Genomic DNA, 18901 nt, shown 5'->3' with positions numbered 1-18901 from the left:
TGTTTTCCAATCTCTAGGAGGCCCAAGCCTCTTTCCTTGTAATCGTTCAATTCGGTTAGAAGCTGAGCCCACCCTCGCGGGCCGCATCCGCGAGCGCCTTGACGCGTCCGTGATAGATGTAGGCTCCGCGATCGAACACGACTTCCTTGACGCCCTTCTGCGCGGCGCGCTCGGCCAGCAGCTTGCCGACCGCCTTCGCCGCATCGATGTCGGCACCGGTCTTGCCGGCGTCGCGCAACGACTTTTCGAGCGACGAGGCCGAAGCCAGCGTCTCGCCCTTCAGGTCGTCGATGACCTGGGCGTAGATGTGCTTGGACGAGCGGAACACCGACAGCCGCGGACGGCCGTTGGCGGAACGGCGCAGCGAAATACGCACGCGCTGCTTGCGCCGGGCATTTGTAACCTTGAGTGACATGACCGGCTCCGTTACTTCTTCTTGCCTTCCTTGCGGAAGATGAATTCGTTGGCGTACTTCACGCCCTTGCCCTTGTACGGCTCCGGCGGACGATAGGCGCGGATCTCGGCGGCCACCTGGCCGACGCGCTGCGAATCGTTGCCGGTGATCGTGATCTCGGTCGGCTTCGGCACCACGATGGTGATGCCTTCCGGGATCGCATAGACCACGTCGTGGCTGTAGCCGAGCGCGAGCTGCAGGTTCTTGCCCTGCAGCGCGGCGCGGTAACCGACGCCGGTGATCTCGAGCTTCTTCTCGAAGCCCTTGGTGACGCCCTCGACGAGGCTCGCCACCTGCGCGCGCGCGGTGCCGTACATCGCCTGCGCACGGTTGGTCTTGACGCGCGGGGCGACCTTGACCTCGCCGTTCTCGAACTTCACCTCGACGTCGTCATGCACGACGAACTGAAGCTGGCCCTTCGGCCCCTTCACCTTCACCGTCTGGCCTTCGACGCTCGCCGTCACTCCGGACGGGATCGCCACCGGCCTCTTGCCGATACGTGACATCGTAAAAATCCTTCCTCAGAACACCGTGAAGAGAACTTCGCCGCCCACGTTCGCTTCACGCGCTTCGTGGTCAGCCATGATTCCCTTCGGCGTCGACAACACCGAAATGCCGAGACCGTTGTTCACCCGCGGCAGGTTCTTCACCGAGGCGTAAACGCGGCGGCCGGGCTTCGACACCCGCTCGATCTCGCGAATGACGGGCTCGCCGTCGAAATACTTCAGCTCGATCTCGAGCTCGCTGCGGCCCGAGGCATGCTCGACGCTGGCGTAGCCGCGGATGTACCCCTCGGACTTCAGCACCTCGAGCACGCTGGCGCGCATCCGCGAGCCCGGGGTCGAGACCTTGGACTTCGAACGCATCTGCGCATTGCGGATACGGGTGATCAAATCGCTGATCGGATCGTGCGTAGACATGGTTCCGACCCTCCTTACCAGCTCGACTTCACGAGCCCGGGAACCAGGCCCTTGGAGCCGAGTTCACGGAGCGCGATGCGCGAGAGCTTGTTCTTGCGATAGATCGAGCGCGGACGCCCGGTCAGCTCGCAGCGGAGACGGATGCGCGTCGGCGACGAGTTGCGCGGCATCTCGGCGAGCTTCAGCGTCGCCGCGAAGCGCTCCTCCATCGGCTTGGTCTTGTCGGCGACGATCGCCTTCAGCTTCTCGCGGCGCGGGGCGGCGTTCTTCGCCATCCGCTTGCGCCGGTTGTTCTTCTCGATCGAACTCTTCTTTGCCATGCTTGGCTCCTGGGTATCCGCGTTTGAGTGGCTTTGGCTCAGCTACTCACTGCCGGAACGGGAAATTGAAAGCGGTCAACAAGGCGCGCGCCTCGTCGTCGGACGAAGCCGTGGTGCAGACGGTGATGTCCATACCGCGGGCTTCCGAGACCTTGTCGAAGTCGATCTCGGGGAAAATGATGTGCTCCTTGATGCCGAGCGAATAGTTGCCGCGGCCGTCGAAGCTCTTCGGGTTCAGGCCGCGGAAATCGCGGACGCGGGGCAGCGCCACGTTCACCAGGCGGTCGATGAACTCGTACATATGGGACTTGCGCAGCGTGACCTTGCAGCCGATCGGCTGGTTCTCACGCAGCTTGAAGGTCGCGATGGCGACCCGCGAATAGGTCACGATCGCCTTCTGGCCGGCGATCAGGCCCAGCTCGGTAGCGGCGGTCTCGGCCTTCTTGCGGTCGTTGACGGAATCGCCGACGCCCATGTTCAGCACGACCTTGTCCAGGCGCGGAACCTGCATCACGTTGGCATAACCGAACTTCTCGGTCATCAAGCCGCGGATATTCTTGTCATACTCCGCGCGCAGGCGCGGCACATAAGCTGTATCAGCCATCGATCTCTGCTCCCGAGCTCTTGGCAACGCGAACCTTCTTGCCATCGGCCTGAATCTTGAACCCAACGCGGGTCGGCTTTCCGTCCTTGCCGACATACGCAATGTTGGACAGGTGGATCGGCATCTCCTTGGAGATGATGCCGCCTTCCTGGGACTGGCTCTGCTTCTGGTGACGCTTCACCATGTTGACGCCGCGCACGAGAGCCTTGTGCTCGTCCGGACGCACCTCGAACACCTCGCCGGTGCGGCCCTTGTCGCGGCCGGTCAGCACGATGACCTTGTCACCCTTGCGGATCTTGGCAGCCATCACAGCACCTCCGGCGCAAGCGAGATGATCTTCATGTGGTTCTTGGCGCGAAGCTCGCGCGGCACCGGCCCGAAGATACGGGTGCCGACCGGCTCCGACTGGTTGTTGATCAGCACGGCGGCGTTGCGGTCGAAACGGATGACCGAACCGTCGGCGCGGCGAATGTCCTTGCGGACGCGCACCACGACGGCCTTCATCACGTCGCCCTTCTTCACCTTGCCACGCGGAATGGCTTCCTTGATCGACACAACGATAACATCGCCCACGGTGGCATAGCGGCGCTTGGAACCTCCAAGAACCTTGATGCACATGACACGGCGTGCGCCAGAATTATCGGCCACGTCGAGGTTGGTCTGCATCTGAATCATTGATGCACCTCGTCCTCTTTCTGCGCTTCAGCGCGCTCAAAATTTTCCTGAAAGACTTCGGCTAAGTCGAAGCTATCAGGCCGTTTTCTTGTGTTCGCCCCGGACCACGGTCCAGCGCTTCAACTTCGAGATCGGCTTCGATTCCTCGATCCAGACCATGTCGCCCGGCTTGAACTGATCGTTCTCGTCATGCGCATGGTAGTTCTTGGAACGGCGGATCGTCTTCTTGTAGATCGGGTGGGTGAAGCGGCGGTCAACGCGCACCACAATCGTCTTGGCTTGCTTGTCGCTCACGACCACGCCCTGCAGAGTACGTTTCGGCATAGCTGGTCCCTTACTTCTTCTTCGCGCGCAGCTGCGCGGCGATGGTCTTGATACGGGCGATATCGCGGCGGGCTTCACGCATCCGCGAGGTGTTCTCCAGCTGCCCGGTGGCGCGCTGGAAACGCAGGTTGAAGCGCTCCTTCTTCAGGTTGAGGACGGCGTCCTCGCGCTGGTCTTCGCTCATCGCGCGAATATCTTCAACTTTTGTCTCGGCCATGGCGATTACTCCGCAATGCGCGCGACGAAGCGCGTCTTGATCGGCAGCTTGGCGGCGGCGAGCGTCAGCGCTTCCTTCGCGGTCTGCACGGTTACGCCGTCGATCTCGAACATCACGCGGCCGGGCTTGACCCGGGCCACCCACAGTTCCGGCGCGCCCTTGCCGGAGCCCATGCGGACTTCGGCGGGCTTCTTCGACACCGGCACGTCGGGGAACACGCGGATCCAGACGCGACCGGCACGCTTCATGTGACGGGTCAGCGCGCGGCGGGCGGCTTCGATCTGACGGGCGGTGACGCGCTCAGGCTCCATCGCCTTCAGGCCGAACTGGCCAAACGCCAACGTCGCGCCAGAGGTCGCAACGCCGTGGATACGGCCCTTATGCGCCTTCCGGAACTTCGTTTTCTTAGGTTGCATCATGGCTTTAGGCCCTCAAATTCCTGCTTTGCCTTAAGCGGCGTCGCGGCGCGACGAACGCGGGGTGTTGTCGCCTTCGGCCATCTTCTTGTCCTGGGCCATCGGATCGTGTTCGAGGATCTCGCCCTTGAAGATCCAGACCTTGACGCCGCAGGTGCCGAAGGTCGTGAACGCGGTCGCAACGCCGTAGTCGATGTCGGCGCGCAGCGTGTGCAGCGGCACGCGACCTTCGCGGTACCACTCCATGCGCGCGATTTCGGCGCCACCGAGACGGCCCGAGCAGTTGATACGGATGCCTTCGGCACCGAGGCGCATCGCCGACTGCACGGCGCGCTTCATGGCGCGGCGGAACGCGACGCGGCGCTCGAGCTGCTGGGCGATCGATTCGGCGACCAAGGTCGCGTCGAGCTCCGGCTTGCGGATTTCGACGATGTTGATCACGACGTCCGACGAGGTGATGTCGGCGACCTTCTTGCGCAGCTTGTCGATGTCGGCGCCCTTCTTGCCGATCACCACGCCCGGACGCGCCGAGTGGATCGTCACGCGGCACTTCTTGTGCGGGCGCTCGATCACGATGCGCGCCACGGCCGCCTGCTTGAGCTCCTTGTGCAGGATCTCGCGGATCTTGACGTCTTCGTGCAGCAGCTTGCCGTATTCCTGCTTGCCGGCGAACCAACGGGAGTCCCAGGTCCGGTTGATGCCGAGACGCAGCCCGATTGGATTGATCTTTTGACCCATCGTCTTCTCCTGCGCTCTTAAGCGCTTGCCTCGGCCGCGACCTGACGAACCACGATGGTCAGGTGCGCGAATGGTTTGTACACACGGCCCGAACGGCCACGGCCGCGCGGTGCAAAACGCTTCATCACGATGCCGTTGCCGACATGCGCCTCGGCGACGACCAGGTCGTCGACTTCGAGGTCATGGTTGTTCTCGGCATTCGCGATCGCCGATTCCAGGCACTTCTTGACATCGACCGCGATCCGCTTGCGCGAGAACTGCAGGTCGGCGAGCGCAGCCGAAGCCTTGCGGCCGCGGATCAGCTGCGCCACTAGGTTGAGCTTCTGCGGGCTGACGCGCAGCATGCGGGCGACGGCCTTGGCCTCATTGTCCGCGAGGACACGTTCGCGCTTAGGTTTGCTCATCGCTCTATCCTCAAGCCTTCTTGGCTTTCTTGTCGCCCGAGTGGCCGTGGAAGGTACGGGTCGGCGAGAACTCGCCGAACTTGTGACCCACCATTTCCTCGTTGATCGCGACCGGCACGTGCTTCTGGCCGTTGTAGACGCCGAACGTCAGGCCGACGAACTGCGGCAGGATGGTCGAGCGACGGCTCCAGATCTTGATGACGTCATGACGGCCGGACGCACGCGCGGCATCTGCCTTCTTGAGCAGAGAGCCTTCGACGAACGGGCCTTTCCAGACTGAACGAACCATGTCCGGCGTTCCTTACTTCTTCCGCTTGTGGCGGCTGAGGAGAATGAATTTGGTGGTCGACTTGTTGGTGCGGGTCTTCTTGCCCTTGGTCGGCTTGCCCCACGGAGTAACCGGGTGGCGACCGCCCGAGGTCCGACCTTCACCACCGCCGTGCGGATGGTCGATCGGGTTCATGACGACGCCGCGGTTATGCGGGCGCCAGCCGAGCCAGCGGGTACGACCGGCCTTGCCGATCGAGATGTTCATGTGATCGGGATTCGAAACCGCGCCGATCGTGCCGCGGCAACGGCCGTGCACGAGACGCTGCTCGCCCGAATTCAGGCGGACGATCACGTAGTCCTGGTCGCGGCCGACGATCTGGGCGTAGGTACCGGCCGAACGTGCGAGCTGCCCGCCCTTGCCGATCTTCAGCTCGATGTTGTGAATGATCGTGCCGACCGGCATGTTGCCGAGCGGCATGACATTGCCGGGCTTGACGTCGACATAGTTGCCGGCGACGACCGTGTCGCCCGCAGCCAGCCGCTGCGGCGCCAGGATATAGGCCAGCTCGCCGTCCTGATACTTGATCAGCGCGATGAACGCGGTGCGGTTCGGATCATACTCCAGCCGCTCCACGACCGCCGGCACGTCCACCTTGTCGCGGCGGAAGTCGACGATGCGGTAGGCCTTCTTGTGGCCGCCGCCGCGGAAACGCACGGTGATCCGTCCGGTGTTGTTACGGCCGCCATTGCCGAGCTTGCCCTCGGTCAGCGCCTTCACCGGCTTGCCCTTGTAGAGCGCCGAACGATCGACCATGACCAGCTGGCGCTGGCCCGGCGTCGTGGGATTGTAGGTTTTCAATGCCATCGTGGTTGCGCCTTATAGTCCGGTCGTCACGTCGATGCGGTGGCCCTCTTCAAGGGTCACGATCGCGCGCTTGGTGTCCGACTGCGAGCCGAGATTGCCGCGGAACACCTTGGTCTTGCCCTTGCGAACGAGCGTGTTGACGCTCTTCACCTTGACGTCGAACAGCTTCTCGATCGCTTCCTTGATCTGCGGCTTGGTGGCCTTGCCGGAGACCTTGAACAGCACCTTGTTGTGCTCGGAGGCGAGCGTCGCCTTTTCGGTCACGACAGGGGCGACGATCACGTCGTAATGGCGCGGGTCGATATTCTTCATTTGAAGCGCGCCTCCAGCGCATCAACCGCAGCCTTGGTCAGCACGAGCTTGTGGCGGCGGAGAATGTCGTAAACGTTGATGCCCTGGATCGGCAGCACGTCGATGTTCGGAATGTTGCGGGCCGCGATTGCGAAACCGTTGTGCAGCTCGGCGCCGTCGATGATCAGCGCATTGGTCAGGCCGAGACCAGAGAAGTGCCCGATCAGGGCCTTGGTCTTGGCAGCCTCGAGCTGCGCATTGTCGATTACGATCAGGCCGCCGTCCTTCGCCTTGGCGGACAGCGCATGCTTGAGCGCCAGCACGCGAACCTTCTTCGGCAGGCCGGTCTCATGCGAGCGAACCACCGGACCGAACGCACGGCCACCGCCGCGGAACTGCGGCACGCGGGCCGAGCCGTGACGAGCACCACCGGTGCCCTTCTGCTTGTACATCTTCTTGCCGGTGCGCCAGATCTCGGCGCGACCCTTTGCCTTGTGGGTGCCGGCCTGCCGCTTGTTCAGCTGCCACTGCACGCAACGCTGGATGATATCCTTGCGCGGCTCGAGACCGAAAATCTCGTCCGACAGCTGGACCGAACCAGCTTCCTTGCCTTCAAGGGTGGTGACTTTCAGTTCCATCTCACACACCCTCCTTCTCGGCCACGGCCTCAACAGCCTCGCCGCCGACAACCTTGAACTTGCCGGGCTTCGGAGCTTCCTTCGGCAGCGGCTTCTTCACCGCATCGCGCACCGAGATCCATCCGCCCTTGGAGCCGGGAACGGCGCCTTCGACCAGGATCAGGCCGCGCTCAACGTCGGTCTGCACCACGCGCAGATTGAGCGTGGTGATGCGATCGACGCCCATGTGACCGGGCATCTTCTTGTTCTTGAAGGTCTTGCCGGGGTCCTGACGACCGCCGGTCGAACCGATCGAACGATGCGAGACCGACACACCGTGGGTGGCGCGCAGACCGCCGAAATTCCAGCGCTTCATGCCGCCGGCAAAACCCTTACCGACCGAGGTACCGGTCACGTCGACGAACTGCCCGACGACGAAATGGTCGGCCTGGATCTCGGCGCCGACGGGGATCAGCGCGTCTTCCGACACGCGGAACTCAGCGACCTTGCGCTTCGGCTCGACCTTGGCGACCGCGAACTGGCCGCGTTCGGCCTTGGGCAGGTAAACTGTCTTGCGGGCACCCGAGCCAAGCTGAAGGGCGACATAGCCGTTCTTCTCGGTCGTGCGGTGGCCCAGCACCTGGCAGTTGCCCAACTTCAGCACGGTCACAGGGATATGCTCGCCGGCCTCTGTAAAGACCCGCGTCATCCCGACCTTTTGTGCGATCACTCCGGAGCGCATCGGCGTGCTTCCTGTCTTTCTGTCCGCAGTTGCGAACGTAAAAATCCAAAAACCTTAGAGCTTGATCTCGACGTCGACACCGGCGGCCAGGTCGAGCTTCATCAGCGCATCGACGGTCTGTGGGGTCGGGTCGACAATGTCGAGGAGGCGCTTGTGGGTGCGCATCTCGAATTGCTCGCGGCTCTTCTTGTCAACGTGCGGTGAACGGTTGACGGTGAACTTCTCGATGCGGGTCGGTAGCGGAATGGGTCCGCGAACCTGGGCACCAGTACGTTTCGCCGTGTTCACGATCTCGCGGGTCGACGTATCGAGGATTCGATGGTCGAACGCCTTGAGTCGGATGCGGATATTCTGGCCGTTCATTGCCGTTGTCTCTTTCTGTCGTCGCTTGTGGCGAGTAGTGGCGAATAGCGAACGGCTCAAAGCCGCCCGCTACTCGCAATATTCGCTTACTCAATAATGGAAGAAACGACGCCCGAACCGACCGTGCGGCCGCCTTCGCGGATAGCGAAGCGCAGCTTCTCTTCCATCGCGATCGGCACGATCAGGTGCACTTCCATCGCGATGTTGTCGCCCGGCATCACCATCTCGGTGCCTTCGGGCAGATGCACGACGCCGGTCACGTCGGTGGTGCGGAAGTAGAACTGGGGCCGGTAGTTGGTGAAGAACGGGGTGTGACGACCGCCCTCTTCCTTGGTCAGGATGTAGGCCTCAGCCTTGAACTTGGTGTGCGGCTTGACCGAACCCGGCTTGCACAGCACCTGGCCACGCTCGACTTCCTCGCGCTTGGTACCGCGCAGCAGCGCACCGATGTTGTCGCCGGCCTGGCCCTGATCGAGCAGCTTGCGGAACATTTCGACGCCGGTGACGATGGTCTTCTGGGTATCGCGCAGACCGACGATTTCGATTTCCTCGCCGACCTTGACGATACCGCGCTCGACACGGCCGGTCACAACGGTGCCGCGACCCGAGATCGAGAACACGTCTTCGACCGGCATCAGGAACGGTTGGTCGATCGGACGCGCCGGCTGCGGAATGCTTTCGTCGACGGCCTTCATCAATGCGATGATCGAATCGTGGCCGAGCGTCTTGTCCTTGTCCTCGAGGGCGGCGAGAGCCGAACCCTTGATGATCGGAATGGTGTCGCCCGGGAAGTCGTACTTCGACAGCAATTCGCGGACTTCCATCTCGACGAGCTCGAGCAGTTCCGGATCGTCGACCATGTCGCACTTGTTCAGGAACACGACGAGCGCGGGAACGCCGACCTGGCGGGCGAGCAGGATGTGCTCGCGGGTCTGCGGCATCGGGCCGTCGGCGGCCGACACCACCAGGATGCCACCGTCCATCTGGGCAGCGCCGGTGATCATGTTCTTCACGTAGTCGGCATGGCCGGGGCAGTCGACGTGAGCATAGTGACGGTTGGCGGTCTCGTACTCGACGTGAGCGGTCGAGATCGTGATGCCGCGCGCCTTCTCTTCCGGCGCCTTGTCGATCTGGTCGTAGGCGGTGAACGTCGCGCCGCCGGTTTCTGCGAGCACCTTGGTGATCGCTGCGGTCAGCGAGGTCTTGCCATGGTCGACGTGACCGATGGTGCCGATGTTGCAGTGGGGCTTGTTACGCTCGAATTTAGCTTTGGCCATTTGACTCTCCGTTCAATCGTTGACTGCCATCAACGACAATCAGGCAAACTTCTTCTGGACTTCAGCCGACACGTTCGCCGGAGCTTCGGCGTAGTGATCGAACTGCATGGTGAAGGTCGCGCGACCCTGGCTCATCGAGCGCAGGTTGTTCACGTAACCGAACATGTTCATGAGCGGCACCATCGCGTTGATCACGTTGGCATTGCCGCGCATGTCTTGACCCTGGATCTGGCCGCGCCGCGAATTCAGGTCGCCGATGACCGAACCGGTGTAGTCTTCCGGGGTCACCACTTCGACCTTCATGATCGGCTCGAGCAGAACAGACTTGCCCTTCTGCAGCGCTTCGCGGAATGCCGCGCGCGATGCGATCTCGAAGGCCAGCGCCGACGAGTCAACGTCGTGATACTTGCCGTCGACCAGCGTCACCTTGACGTCGACCACCGGGAAGCCGGCGACGACACCGGAGCCCATGACGCTGTTGAGGCCCTTTTCGACGCCGGGGATGTATTCCTTCGGCACCGAGCCACCAACAACCTTGGACTCGAACACGTAACCCGCACCTGGCTCGTTCGGCTCGACCACGATCGATACTTCAGCGAACTGACCGGTACCACCGGTCTGCTTCTTGTGCGTGTACTTGACTTCGGCCTTCTTGGTGACGCGCTCACGGAACGCCACCTGCGGCGCACCGATGTTGGCGTCGACCTTGTAGGTACGGCGCAGGATGTCGACCTTGATGTCGAGATGGAGTTCGCCCATGCCCTTGAGAATGGTCTGGCCGGATTCCTGGTCGGTCGACACCCGGAACGACGGATCTTCCGCGGCAAGTTTTGCAAGCGCGACGCCAAGCTTTTCCTGGTCGGCCTTCGACTTCGGCTCGATCGCGATTTCGATCACCGGCTCTGGGAATTCCATCTTTTCGAGGATCACCGGCTTGTCGGGATCGCACAGCGTGTCACCGGTGCGCGCTTCCTTCAGGCCCGCCAGCGCCACGATGTCGCCGGCATAGGCTTCCTTGATGTCTTCGCGGTTGTTCGCATGCATCAGCAGCATGCGGCCGATGCGCTCCTTGCGGTCGCGCGTCGAATTGATGACGCCGGTGCCCGACATGAGCGTGCCGGAATAAATACGGCAGAAGGTGATGGTGCCGACGAACGGATCGTCCATGATCTTGAACGCCAACAGAGCCAGCGGCTCGCTGTCGTTCGGAAGACGAACGATTTCGTTGCCGTCTTCATCGAGGCCCTTGATAGCGGGCACGTCGACCGGCGACGGCAGATAATCCACCACCGCGTCGAGCAGCGGCTGGACGCCCTTGTTCTTGAACGCCGAGCCGCACAGCACCGGGAAGAACGCGCCGGTCAGCACGGCCTTGCGGATCATGCGCTTCAACGTCGCCTCATCGGGCTCGTTGCCGTCGAGGTAAGCGGCGAGAACCTCATCGTCGAGTTCGACGGCGGCTTCCAGCAGCTTCTCGCGATATTCCTTCGCCTTCTCGATCAGGTCCTCGGGAATATCGACGTCTGAGAACTTGGCGTCGAGCTTCTCTTCTTCCCAGATCACGGCCTTCATGCGGACGAGATCGACCAGGCCCTTGAAATTATTCTCGGAGCCGATCGGAAGCTGGATCGCAATCGGCTTGGCGCCGAGGCGATCGACGATATCCTGCATGCATTTGTAGAAGTCGGCGCCGGTCTTATCCATCTTGTTGGCGAAGACGATGCGCGGAACGCGGTACTTGTCGCCCTGGCGCCAGACGGTTTCGGTCTGCGGCTCAACGCCCTGGTTCGAATCGAGCACGCACACGGCGCCGTCGAGCACGCGCAGCGAACGCTCGACTTCGATGGTGAAGTCGACGTGGCCGGGGGTGTCGATGATGTTCAGGCGCTTGCCGTTCCAGAACGCGGTGGTCGCAGCCGAGGTGATCGTGATGCCACGCTCCTGCTCCTGCTCCATCCAATCCATCGTCGCGGCACCTTCGTGCACTTCGCCGATCTTGTGGCTCTTGCCGGTGTAATAGAGGATGCGCTCGGTGGTCGTGGTCTTGCCGGCATCGATATGCGCCATGATACCGAAGTTACGGTAGTTCTCTATGGCATGAACGCGGGGCATGGGCTGTTCCTTGGATCCGTTAGTCGCCGTTACCAGCGATAGTGCGAGAAGGCACGGTTGGCTTCCGCCATCCGATGCACGTCTTCACGCTTCTTGACGGCGTTGCCCCGGTTGTTCGATGCATCGAGCAGCTCCGCCGAGAGCCGCTCCGTCATGGTCTTCTCGTTACGATCACGCGCAGCCGTGATGATCCAGCGAATGCCCAGCGCCTGACGGCGGACCGTGCGCACTTCAACCGGCACCTGGTAGGTGGCACCACCGACGCGGCGCGAGCGCACTTCGATGGTCGGCATCACGTTTTCCAGCGCCTGCTCGAACACCGGCAGCGGACCTTGCTTGGTCTTGCTCTCGATCATGGCGAGCGCGCCATAGACGATGCTTTCGGCGGCAGACTTCTTGCCGTCGTACATGATCGAATTCATGAATTTCGTAATGACAATGTTCCCGAACTTCGGATCCGGGTTCACTTCACGCTTTTCAGCAGAATGGCGACGAGACATCTGATCTTCCCGCTTACTTCGGACGCTTGGCGCCGTACTTCGAACGGCGCTGCTTACGGTTCTTGACGCCCTGGGTATCCAGCACGCCGCGGAGGATGTGGTAGCGCACGCCGGGCAAGTCCTTGACGCGACCGCCGCGGATCATGACCACCGAGTGCTCTTGCAGGTTATGGCCTTCACCCGGGATGTAGCCGATCACCTCGAAGCCGTTCGTCAGGCGCACCTTGGCGACCTTACGAAGCGCCGAGTTCGGCTTCTTCGGGGTCGTGGTGTAGACGCGCGTGCAAACGCCGCGCTTCTGCGGCGACTGCTGCAGCGCCGGCACTTTCTTGCGCGACTTCTGCACTTCACGTGGACTTGCGATCAGCTGGTTGATCGTCGGCATGCAGCCTTCACCCTTTTAATTCGCGCGAAACCTTGAGTGGCTCCGCAAATTCTTCTCGGGAACAACCGTCCCGTACGGCTCGCCCGACGCGGATCAAACATCCACGCAAAGCGAAATCGCGCCAACCACCCATCACTGGGCGGAAAGCGCATCGACGCCACAGAGGACCGCGATCCCGGACCGATCAGCACTGGCTGGTCAGTCCGCCACCGAGGTCATGCATCCGAATTCACTCTCAAGAGGATTCCCTCAAGAGAACTAAATCGTCCTGGCATTGCCTAGCTATCATCGACAGCGTTTGAGCGGCATTCGTCGAGGTTGGTGCCCGTCCCGGCCTGAAAAAAGCCTTCCGGGTGTTCCGTTCCGACGCTGGCGTTGCTCACCGCCTGTCGTTAAGTGGCCGGGTTGTATAAGCGAGAGATAGTGAAGTCAAGCAAAACGACAAGCAAAGAAACGCCTCTGGCGCCTGCGGATTTTGCATTTCGCCGACGCTCAATCCGCGACGATTTGTGACATCCACCCTCCTCGCCACGCGGATTCGGAGACATATTGTATCCGGGTAAAATAAGATTAGAAACAACTCTCTTCAGCTTTGCATTCAAGGCCAAGCCCAAAACTAAGCCTTTATTTGCCATTTGCGGCGCAAAAAGCGGGTTCTATGAGCCAGAAGCCCTTCATGCGGTACACCGACATCGCGATCATCGGCGGAGGTCTTGCAGGCTCGACCGCCGCCGCGATGCTCGGACGCGCCGGAGTCCCGAGCGTCCTGATCGACCCGCACCAAGTCTATCCGTTCGATTTCCGGGTCGAGAAGCTCGGCGGAGCCGTGCAGCTCGAGCGATTCGCGAGGACCGGCCTTGCCGAATCCGTGCTGCGGTCGAGCACGTCGGACGGCGAGAACTGGATTGCGCGATTCGGCCGGCTGCTCGACAAGGCGCCGAGCCAGCAATTCGGCATCATGTATGACGCGCTGATCAGCGCGATCCGATCCGAGATATCGGGACCGGCAGAATTCATCTGCGACAAGGTCGTCGAGGTCACGACCAGCGCCGAGCGGCAGACGCTGGTGCTCGCCAGTGGCGAGACGATCTCGGCGCGACTGGTGGTGCTCGCCAACGGATTGAACGTCGGGCTGCGCCGGATGCTCGGCATCGAGCGCCAGATCACCAGCGTCTGCCACTCGATCTCGATCGGATTCGATTTCGTACCGGTGGGGCGCCCGGCCTTCCCGTTCCCGGCCATGACCTATTTCTCGGAACGGCCGAGCGACCGGATCCCCTATATCACGCTGTTTCCGGTCGGAAGCCGGATCCGCGCCAACCTCTTTACCTACCGCCAGGCCGACGATCCCTGGCTGCGCGCGATGCGGCACAATCCAGTCGAGACGCTGAACGCGGCGCTGCCGCGGCTGCGCCGCATCACCGGCGACTTCGATGTTGCCGGCGACATCAAGATCAGGCCCGCCGACCTCTATGTCAGCACCGGCTATCAGCAGCCGGGCATCGTGCTGGTCGGCGACGCCTTCGCGACCACCTGCCCCGTCACCGGCACCGGGACCGACAAGGTGTTCACCGACGTGGCTCAACTCTGCAACGTCCACGTCCCGGCCTGGCTTGCGACCGACGGCATGGGCGCAGAAAAAATCGCAGCGTACTACGACGATCCGCTCAAGATCGCCTGCGACGCCTGGTCAAACGCCAAGGCGTTCAACTTCCGCTCGGTGTCGATCGATAGCGGAGCTTACTGGCAAGCCCAGCGCTGGGCGCGCTTTCTGGTCTATTTCGGCGAAGGCCGCCTTCGCCGGCTGCGCAGCGGGCGGCGCCAGGCGGCGGTGACGCATGCGATGGCGCAGACGCCGTAGCAGCTGGTAGCCGAGCTGTCGGCTGGCTTCCATCCGGTAACCGAGCGAATGACCGGCGCGAACGTCGATCATCATGTCCACCATGGGACGGCGACCGGCCCATAGCTGCCCCATGAAACTATCTTCGGCGGCGCAGGAGTTGATCGCCGAAATATCGCTGTCCGTGAGCAATTGGTCGGTGATCTTGTCGACCAGCAGCGCACCGGGCGAATATTTGCCGAACCTGGCATCGAACGCCGTCTTCCAGGTGTAGGCCGTCGTTCCGCAGTACATCAGGACCTGCGCCGCGATCGCCTCTCCGCCGGCGCGCAACAGCGCAACCGAAGCGCACTGGCGGGCTGCGAGGTTTTGCACGAGCGTCCGCGCAAACACAGCATCATGATCGTGCGACAGCAACGCGGTGCCTCGCGTGCCTTTCCAGCTCCCCTGCTCCATCGCCAGGAACGTCTCGAACGCCACGCGCACCGCAGCCGGAGATCTGTCGTTAATGATGTCGACGACGCCCAGCGCCGACAGTCTGTTCCAGTCCTGGCGCAGCTTCTTGCGCGTCGAGCCGGACCGCTTGACGCCGAACTCCCTGGTCACGAACGGCCTCGCACCCGTCGACAACACCAGCGGGGCGATGCCGCGCGCGGACAGCGTGTTGAGCACTGCCGCGTGGCTCGGCGTGTCCGCATCGAACGACATCAGGTTCATCGTTTTCGGCAGCCGCGGGCTCGTCTCGATCGCGGCCAGCAGCGCCGGAATCACCTCGTCGACATGGGCGGGATCGACGACCGGATTGGACAGGAAGGCATAGTTGTAGGGCAGCGTCTCCAGCACCTCTGGCCAGTACGGAACCGGCCTGCGCCGTTGCATCGCCCAAACGCCGACGAGCCGGCGCGGGCCGGCGCTTACATGCCATGCCAGCAGCATCTCGGTCCGGGCGAAATTGGTGTCGTTGGCCGCCTGCAGCGCCGCAGGATGCATGAAAACGTTCGGAGACGCCCGCAGGACAAGATCGTCCCACTGCACGCCGAGGTCCAGGCTTGGTGAATCAATCGTTACCGAGATCATCGCAATTGGCCCGCCCGACCGCTTCGATGCAACATCGTGCGCGTCGGAGATTGTCATTCAATTAAACGCAACCGGGTTGACCAGATCGTGATCGGCGCTTCAGCGTTTCTTTGCCATTCCGGCCCATGATTGCCGCTTCACATCGGGGCGCAAAAACCCAATGCGGTGACCCATGCGATATACCGACGTTGCGATCGTGGGCGGTGGTCTTGCCGGAGCGACTGCCGCCGCCATGCTGGGGCGCGCGGGCGTGTCGGCCTGCCTGATCGATCCGCATGCCAGCTATCCGCCCGAGCTGCGTTGCGAGAAGCTGGGCGGCGATCAGCTCGAGCTGTTGCGCAGGACCGGACTCGCCGAACAAACGCTGCGCTCCGCCACGCTCGACGGCGAGGTCTGGGAAGCGCGCTTTGGACTTGTGGTCGCGAAGAAACCGAGCGACCAGCACGGCATCATGTATGACACGCTGGTCAACGCCGTGCGGGCGCAGATCCCTTCAAGTGTCGAGATCATCCACGGCAAGGCCTACGCGGTCGCCACCAGCGACGAGCGCCAGCAGGTCACGCTCGCGAACGACGAAGTGCTCTCGGCGCGCCTCGTCGTGCTCGCCAACGGATTGAACATCGGCCTTCGCCAGATGCTCGGCATGGAACGTCGCGTCATCAGCGCGTGTCATTCGATCACGCTGGGGTTCGACGTCGCGCCGGTCGGCCGCGCCTGCTTCGAATTTCCGGCGTTGACCTACTGGCCTGGACGGCCGGCTGCACGGATGGCTTATCTCTCGATCTTCCCGATCGGCGACCGGATGCGCGCCAACCTGATGGTCTACCGCGACATGACCGATCCATGGCTGCGCGACTTCCGGCAGGCTCCCGAAGCGGTCCTGATCGCGATGATGCCGGGCCTGCATCGCATGATGGGCGACTTCAGCGTCGGCGGCACGGTTCGGATCAGGCCCGCTGACCTCTGCGCGACGGAAGATTATCTTCAGCCAGGTGTCGTCCTGGCCGGCGACGCCTTCTCGACGTCCTGTCCGGCTGCAGGCACCGGTACGACCAAAGTGTTCACCGACGTCGAGCGCCTCTGCAACGTCCATATACCGGCCTGGCTTGCGACCGACGGCATGGATGTCGACAAGATCAGGCAATTCTACGAGGACCCCGCCAAGGTCGCGTGCGAGGCGCAATCGCTCGCCAAGGCCTATCATCTCCGATCGCTCTCGATCGATCGTGGACTTGCATGGCGGGCCGCGCGCTGGGGCCGTTTCGCGGTTCGCTCCGCGCAGGGCGTCCGCTATGCGATCCGCAAGCGGCTGCCCGCACGGGCCGCGCCCCCCGAACATCGCGTGATCAGCGGACAATCGCAGCGCGGGCGGCTCGCCTGAGCCGAGCGATCGACAGCAAAGCGAATACGAGGAATTATTCTTCGTCATCCCCCTCATCGTCATCGTCATCGTCGTCATCATCTTCGTCTTCATCGTCGTCGGCCGGATCGGCCGCGCTGTGCAGCGCCTGCCCCTGATCGTCCCAGAGCTTGCGATAGACGCCGTTCACGGCGAGCAGTTCGGCGTGCGAGCCGCGCTCGATCGCCCTGCCGCCCGAGATCACGATGATCTCGTCCATCTCGACCACCGAGGTCAGGCGGTGCGTCGACCAGATCATGGTGCGGTCCTTGGAGACCTTTAGCAGCGTGCGATTGATCGCGGCTTCCGTGGTCTGGTCGAGCGCCGAGGTCGCCTCGTCCAGCAGCAGCACCGACGGATTGCGGATGATCGCGCGCGCGATCGCGATGCGCTGGCGCTGGCCGCCTGACAGCGTGTCGCCGCGTTCGCCGACCGACGTGTCGTATTTCTGCGGCAGGCTCATGATGAAGCGGTGGATCTCCGCTTTTTTGGCTGCGTCCACGACATCGGCGTCGGTCGCGCCTTCCTTGCCGAGCCGGATGTTCTCGCGGATCGACATGTTGAAGAGCATGTTCTCCTGGAAGACCACCGCCATGCTCGACCGCAGCGATTCCCGCGTCACGCGGCGGATGTCGACGCCGTCGATGGTGACGCGGCCCTCGTCGGGCACGTAGAGGCGCAGGATCAGGTTGAGCAGCGTGCTCTTGCCGGAGCCGCTGGGGCCCACGATCGCGATGCTCTTGCCGGCATTGAGCTTGAGGCTGAGATTGTCGAGCACCGGGGTCTGCGCGTTCTCGTACTGGAAAGTGACGTGCTCGAAGGTGATGTCGTGGGTGATGCGCGGCAGATCGGGCGCGCCGGGACGGTCGGCGCCGCGGGTCGGCTCGTCGAGCATCTCCTGGATATGCCGCACCGCCGCCGCCGACTGGATCGAGACCGGGATGAAATGCATGATATGGGCGATGTTGTACGACACCTCCCAGAACGCGCTCTCGAAGGTCACGAAGGTGCCGACGGTGATCTGCCCCTTGGTCGCCAGATACGCTCCGATCGCCAGCACCACGAGGTGCAGCAACAGCACCGAAATGGTGACGGTACGTTCCACCATGGTCGACAGGAACATGGCGGAGGCCGCCCTCGCCCGCACATCGCGATTGCGCATGGTGAACCAGCCGAGCGCGCGGCGCTGCAGGTTGAACGCCTTCACCACCGCCTGCGCCGCCACGTTCTCCTGCACCATCCCCAACAGCGCCGACTCCTGGAGCTTCTGTTCGTAGTTGGCGTGCACGGCCTTCGGGGTCAGGATGCGTGGGCCGATCAGCGTGATCGGAAACACCAGCAACGCGACCACCGCGAGCTGCCAGTTCAGGAACAGCATCAGGATGATGCCCGCGACCAACTCCAGGACCGGCAACGCCGCGCTGTTGGCGAAGCTCTTGACCGAGCCCTCGAACGCCGCGAGATCGATCGAGAAGCGCGACAGGATTTCGCCGCGCTTGGTACGGGCGAAATAGGACGACGGCAGGTTCTGGAGATGGTCGAACAACCGCGTCCGGACGTCGGAGATGATGCCGGCGGCAAGCCGCGCATCCCAGCGCTCATACCAGACCGCGATGATCGAGGTGACGATGCCCGCGACCGCGAGCACGCCGAGGATCTTGTAGAGCGCCTGGAAGTCTTCCTCGCCGAGCGCGTCGTCGATCAGGAATTTCAGGCTGAGCGGCATGATGACGTTGAACAACGTCTCGACCACCAGGCCGAAGCCGACGAAGACAAACAGCCTCCTGTAGCTGGCCAGAAACGGCTTGACGAAAGCGAAGATCGTGGAGAGCGCGCCGGCGGCTTCCTTGGCCGTGAAGACGACGAGGTCCTCGTCGTCTTCATCGTCGTCGAGCTCAAGCTCGTCGTCATCCTCATCATCGTCGTCGTCCGCCGGCGCAGCGGACGCCTTCGCCGAAGCAGCCGACACAGGCGCGCCGGACGCCGCCGCGACCTTCTTCTTCAGCTCGGGATCATCGGCAACGGCCGGTTTCAGATCGTCAGATGCGGGAGGCTTTGGCGCCATGAAACCAACCGATGCTCCACGGCCGG

General features: G+C 62.7%; 25 protein-coding genes and 1 pseudogene. 2 read left to right on the top strand and 24 right to left on the bottom strand.

Features of this window, described 5'->3' with window-relative positions; translation table 11 throughout:
- Positions 1–55: 55 nt before the first annotated feature.
- The 22 genes from rplR to rpsL form a co-directional block, all read right to left on the bottom strand.
- Positions 56–415, bottom strand: coding sequence for a 50S ribosomal protein L18 (gene rplR, locus UP09_RS12825; RefSeq protein WP_044538554.1), 360 nt, complete (start codon positions 413–415; stop codon positions 56–58).
- 11 nt (positions 416–426) lie between these two features.
- Positions 427–960: a 50S ribosomal protein L6 gene (rplF, locus tag UP09_RS12820; RefSeq protein ID WP_044538553.1), complete on the bottom strand. Its 534-nt coding sequence runs from the start codon at positions 958–960 to the stop codon at positions 427–429.
- A 15-nt stretch (positions 961–975) separates the two neighbouring features.
- Complete coding sequence (gene rpsH, locus UP09_RS12815; protein WP_044538552.1) at positions 976–1374, bottom strand: 30S ribosomal protein S8; 399 nt, start codon at positions 1372–1374, stop codon at positions 976–978.
- Positions 1375–1388: 14 nt separating this feature from the next.
- Entirely contained in the window at positions 1389–1694 is a 306-nt protein-coding gene (rpsN, locus tag UP09_RS12810; RefSeq protein ID WP_044538551.1) for a 30S ribosomal protein S14, read from the bottom strand.
- A 46-nt stretch (positions 1695–1740) separates the two neighbouring features.
- Complete coding sequence (rplE, locus tag UP09_RS12805; RefSeq protein ID WP_044538550.1) at positions 1741–2298, bottom strand: 50S ribosomal protein L5; 558 nt, start codon at positions 2296–2298, stop codon at positions 1741–1743.
- On the bottom strand, positions 2291–2605 hold the full coding sequence (rplX, locus tag UP09_RS12800) for a 50S ribosomal protein L24 (protein WP_044538549.1): 315 nt from the start codon (positions 2603–2605) through the stop codon (positions 2291–2293). Before rplX ends, rplE begins: the two co-directional genes overlap by 8 nt.
- The gene (rplN, locus tag UP09_RS12795; RefSeq protein ID WP_011473865.1) at positions 2605–2973 is read right to left on the bottom strand and encodes a 50S ribosomal protein L14; all 369 of its coding nucleotides are present in this window, start codon (positions 2971–2973) and stop codon (positions 2605–2607) included. Before rplN ends, rplX begins: the two co-directional genes overlap by 1 nt.
- Positions 2974–3048: 75 nt before the next feature.
- Complete coding sequence (rpsQ, locus tag UP09_RS12790) at positions 3049–3297, bottom strand: 30S ribosomal protein S17 (protein ID WP_029081765.1); 249 nt, start codon at positions 3295–3297, stop codon at positions 3049–3051.
- 10 nt (positions 3298–3307) lie between these two features.
- Positions 3308–3514 carry a 50S ribosomal protein L29 gene (gene rpmC / locus UP09_RS12785; RefSeq protein ID WP_044538548.1) on the bottom strand — a complete coding sequence of 69 codons (207 nt, stop codon included), beginning with the start codon at positions 3512–3514 and terminating at the stop codon, positions 3308–3310.
- A 5-nt stretch (positions 3515–3519) separates the two neighbouring features.
- The gene (rplP, locus tag UP09_RS12780) at positions 3520–3933 is read right to left on the bottom strand and encodes a 50S ribosomal protein L16 (protein ID WP_044538547.1); all 414 of its coding nucleotides are present in this window, start codon (positions 3931–3933) and stop codon (positions 3520–3522) included.
- Between the two features lie 30 nt (positions 3934–3963).
- The gene (gene rpsC, locus UP09_RS12775) at positions 3964–4668 is read right to left on the bottom strand and encodes a 30S ribosomal protein S3 (RefSeq protein ID WP_044538546.1); all 705 of its coding nucleotides are present in this window, start codon (positions 4666–4668) and stop codon (positions 3964–3966) included.
- 17 nt (positions 4669–4685) lie between these two features.
- A complete protein-coding gene (gene rplV / locus UP09_RS12770) occupies positions 4686–5072 on the bottom strand; it encodes a 50S ribosomal protein L22 (protein ID WP_044538545.1) in 387 nt (128 codons plus the stop codon).
- Positions 5073–5082: 10 nt separating this feature from the next.
- Complete coding sequence (gene rpsS, locus UP09_RS12765; RefSeq protein WP_018272137.1) at positions 5083–5361, bottom strand: 30S ribosomal protein S19; 279 nt, start codon at positions 5359–5361, stop codon at positions 5083–5085.
- 12 nt (positions 5362–5373) lie between these two features.
- A complete protein-coding gene (gene rplB / locus UP09_RS12760) occupies positions 5374–6207 on the bottom strand; it encodes a 50S ribosomal protein L2 (RefSeq protein ID WP_044538544.1) in 834 nt (277 codons plus the stop codon).
- A 12-nt stretch (positions 6208–6219) separates the two neighbouring features.
- A complete protein-coding gene (locus UP09_RS12755; protein WP_044538543.1) occupies positions 6220–6519 on the bottom strand; it encodes a 50S ribosomal protein L23 in 300 nt (99 codons plus the stop codon).
- A complete protein-coding gene (gene rplD / locus UP09_RS12750; RefSeq protein WP_044538542.1) occupies positions 6516–7136 on the bottom strand; it encodes a 50S ribosomal protein L4 in 621 nt (206 codons plus the stop codon). Before rplD ends, UP09_RS12755 begins: the two co-directional genes overlap by 4 nt.
- Position 7137: 1 nt before the next feature.
- Positions 7138–7857 carry a 50S ribosomal protein L3 gene (gene rplC, locus UP09_RS12745; RefSeq protein ID WP_044538541.1) on the bottom strand — a complete coding sequence of 240 codons (720 nt, stop codon included), beginning with the start codon at positions 7855–7857 and terminating at the stop codon, positions 7138–7140.
- 54 nt (positions 7858–7911) lie between these two features.
- Positions 7912–8220, bottom strand: a complete 309-nt coding sequence (rpsJ, locus tag UP09_RS12740; RefSeq protein WP_002712302.1) for a 30S ribosomal protein S10 — start codon at positions 8218–8220, stop codon at positions 7912–7914.
- Positions 8221–8306: 86 nt separating this feature from the next.
- Positions 8307–9497, bottom strand: coding sequence for an elongation factor Tu (gene tuf, locus UP09_RS12735; protein WP_044538540.1), 1191 nt, complete (start codon positions 9495–9497; stop codon positions 8307–8309).
- A 39-nt stretch (positions 9498–9536) separates the two neighbouring features.
- Positions 9537–11609 carry an elongation factor G gene (fusA, locus tag UP09_RS12730; RefSeq protein ID WP_044538539.1) on the bottom strand — a complete coding sequence of 691 codons (2073 nt, stop codon included), beginning with the start codon at positions 11607–11609 and terminating at the stop codon, positions 9537–9539.
- 29 nt (positions 11610–11638) lie between these two features.
- Positions 11639–12109 (bottom strand): 30S ribosomal protein S7, encoded by a 471-nt coding sequence (gene rpsG, locus UP09_RS12725; RefSeq protein WP_044538538.1) that lies wholly within the window; start codon positions 12107–12109, stop codon positions 11639–11641.
- Between the two features lie 13 nt (positions 12110–12122).
- The gene (gene rpsL / locus UP09_RS12720; protein WP_044538537.1) at positions 12123–12494 is read right to left on the bottom strand and encodes a 30S ribosomal protein S12; all 372 of its coding nucleotides are present in this window, start codon (positions 12492–12494) and stop codon (positions 12123–12125) included.
- A gap of 676 nt (positions 12495–13170) precedes the next feature.
- Between rpsL and UP09_RS12715 the strand changes: the two genes are divergently transcribed.
- A complete protein-coding gene (locus tag UP09_RS12715; protein ID WP_044538614.1) occupies positions 13171–14355 on the top strand; it encodes an FAD-dependent oxidoreductase in 1185 nt (394 codons plus the stop codon).
- Between the two features lie 171 nt (positions 14356–14526).
- Here the strand turns inward: UP09_RS12715 and UP09_RS38830 are convergent.
- Positions 14527–15042, bottom strand: a pseudogene (locus UP09_RS38830) (GNAT family N-acetyltransferase); the annotation flags it as partial.
- Between the two features lie 541 nt (positions 15043–15583).
- Between UP09_RS38830 and UP09_RS12710 the strand changes: the two are divergent.
- Positions 15584–16792, top strand: coding sequence for an FAD-dependent oxidoreductase (locus UP09_RS12710; protein ID WP_044538536.1), 1209 nt, complete (start codon positions 15584–15586; stop codon positions 16790–16792).
- Between the two features lie 34 nt (positions 16793–16826).
- Here the strand turns inward: UP09_RS12710 and UP09_RS12705 are convergent, their stop codons facing one another.
- On the bottom strand, positions 16827–18875 hold the full coding sequence (locus UP09_RS12705) for an ABC transporter ATP-binding protein (RefSeq protein ID WP_044538535.1): 2049 nt from the start codon (positions 18873–18875) through the stop codon (positions 16827–16829).
- Between the last annotated feature and the right edge of the window lie 26 nt (positions 18876–18901).

The sequence above is a fragment of the Bradyrhizobium sp. LTSP885 genome (assembly GCF_000938305.1).
Classification (GTDB): domain Bacteria; phylum Pseudomonadota; class Alphaproteobacteria; order Rhizobiales; family Xanthobacteraceae; genus Bradyrhizobium.
Note: the sequence above shows the minus strand (reverse complement) of the source record. Positions and strands in the feature narration are given on the sequence as shown.

What these genes read in the sequence shown, in the direction of transcription:
- rplR (WP_044538554.1), bottom strand. Translation starts at nt 415, where the DNA reads ATGTCACTCAAGGTTACAAATGCCCGGCGCAAGCAGCGCGTGCGTATT.
- rplF (WP_044538553.1), bottom strand. Translation starts at nt 960, where the DNA reads ATGTCACGTATCGGCAAGAGGCCGGTGGCGATCCCGTCCGGAGTGACG.
- rpsH (WP_044538552.1), bottom strand. Translation starts at nt 1,374, where the DNA reads ATGTCTACGCACGATCCGATCAGCGATTTGATCACCCGTATCCGCAAT.
- rpsN (WP_044538551.1), bottom strand. Translation starts at nt 1,694, where the DNA reads ATGGCAAAGAAGAGTTCGATCGAGAAGAACAACCGGCGCAAGCGGATG.
- rplE (WP_044538550.1), bottom strand. Translation starts at nt 2,298, where the DNA reads ATGGCTGATACAGCTTATGTGCCGCGCCTGCGCGCGGAGTATGACAAG.
- rplX (WP_044538549.1), bottom strand. Translation starts at nt 2,605, where the DNA reads ATGGCTGCCAAGATCCGCAAGGGTGACAAGGTCATCGTGCTGACCGGC.
- rplN (WP_011473865.1), bottom strand. Translation starts at nt 2,973, where the DNA reads ATGATTCAGATGCAGACCAACCTCGACGTGGCCGATAATTCTGGCGCA.
- rpsQ (WP_029081765.1), bottom strand. Translation starts at nt 3,297, where the DNA reads ATGCCGAAACGTACTCTGCAGGGCGTGGTCGTGAGCGACAAGCAAGCC.
- rpmC (WP_044538548.1), bottom strand. Translation starts at nt 3,514, where the DNA reads ATGGCCGAGACAAAAGTTGAAGATATTCGCGCGATGAGCGAAGACCAG.
- rplP (WP_044538547.1), bottom strand. Translation starts at nt 3,933, where the DNA reads ATGATGCAACCTAAGAAAACGAAGTTCCGGAAGGCGCATAAGGGCCGT.
- rpsC (WP_044538546.1), bottom strand. Translation starts at nt 4,668, where the DNA reads ATGGGTCAAAAGATCAATCCAATCGGGCTGCGTCTCGGCATCAACCGG.
- rplV (WP_044538545.1), bottom strand. Translation starts at nt 5,072, where the DNA reads ATGAGCAAACCTAAGCGCGAACGTGTCCTCGCGGACAATGAGGCCAAG.
- rpsS (WP_018272137.1), bottom strand. Translation starts at nt 5,361, where the DNA reads ATGGTTCGTTCAGTCTGGAAAGGCCCGTTCGTCGAAGGCTCTCTGCTC.
- rplB (WP_044538544.1), bottom strand. Translation starts at nt 6,207, where the DNA reads ATGGCATTGAAAACCTACAATCCCACGACGCCGGGCCAGCGCCAGCTG.
- UP09_RS12755 (WP_044538543.1), bottom strand. Translation starts at nt 6,519, where the DNA reads ATGAAGAATATCGACCCGCGCCATTACGACGTGATCGTCGCCCCTGTC.
- rplD (WP_044538542.1), bottom strand. Translation starts at nt 7,136, where the DNA reads ATGGAACTGAAAGTCACCACCCTTGAAGGCAAGGAAGCTGGTTCGGTC.
- rplC (WP_044538541.1), bottom strand. Translation starts at nt 7,857, where the DNA reads ATGCGCTCCGGAGTGATCGCACAAAAGGTCGGGATGACGCGGGTCTTT.
- rpsJ (WP_002712302.1), bottom strand. Translation starts at nt 8,220, where the DNA reads ATGAACGGCCAGAATATCCGCATCCGACTCAAGGCGTTCGACCATCGA.
- tuf (WP_044538540.1), bottom strand. Translation starts at nt 9,497, where the DNA reads ATGGCCAAAGCTAAATTCGAGCGTAACAAGCCCCACTGCAACATCGGC.
- fusA (WP_044538539.1), bottom strand. Translation starts at nt 11,609, where the DNA reads ATGCCCCGCGTTCATGCCATAGAGAACTACCGTAACTTCGGTATCATG.
- rpsG (WP_044538538.1), bottom strand. Translation starts at nt 12,109, where the DNA reads ATGTCTCGTCGCCATTCTGCTGAAAAGCGTGAAGTGAACCCGGATCCG.
- rpsL (WP_044538537.1), bottom strand. Translation starts at nt 12,494, where the DNA reads ATGCCGACGATCAACCAGCTGATCGCAAGTCCACGTGAAGTGCAGAAG.
- UP09_RS12715 (WP_044538614.1), top strand. Translation starts at nt 13,171, where the DNA reads ATGCGGTACACCGACATCGCGATCATCGGCGGAGGTCTTGCAGGCTCG.
- UP09_RS12710 (WP_044538536.1), top strand. Translation starts at nt 15,584, where the DNA reads ATGCGATATACCGACGTTGCGATCGTGGGCGGTGGTCTTGCCGGAGCG.
- UP09_RS12705 (WP_044538535.1), bottom strand. Translation starts at nt 18,875, where the DNA reads ATGGCGCCAAAGCCTCCCGCATCTGACGATCTGAAACCGGCCGTTGCC.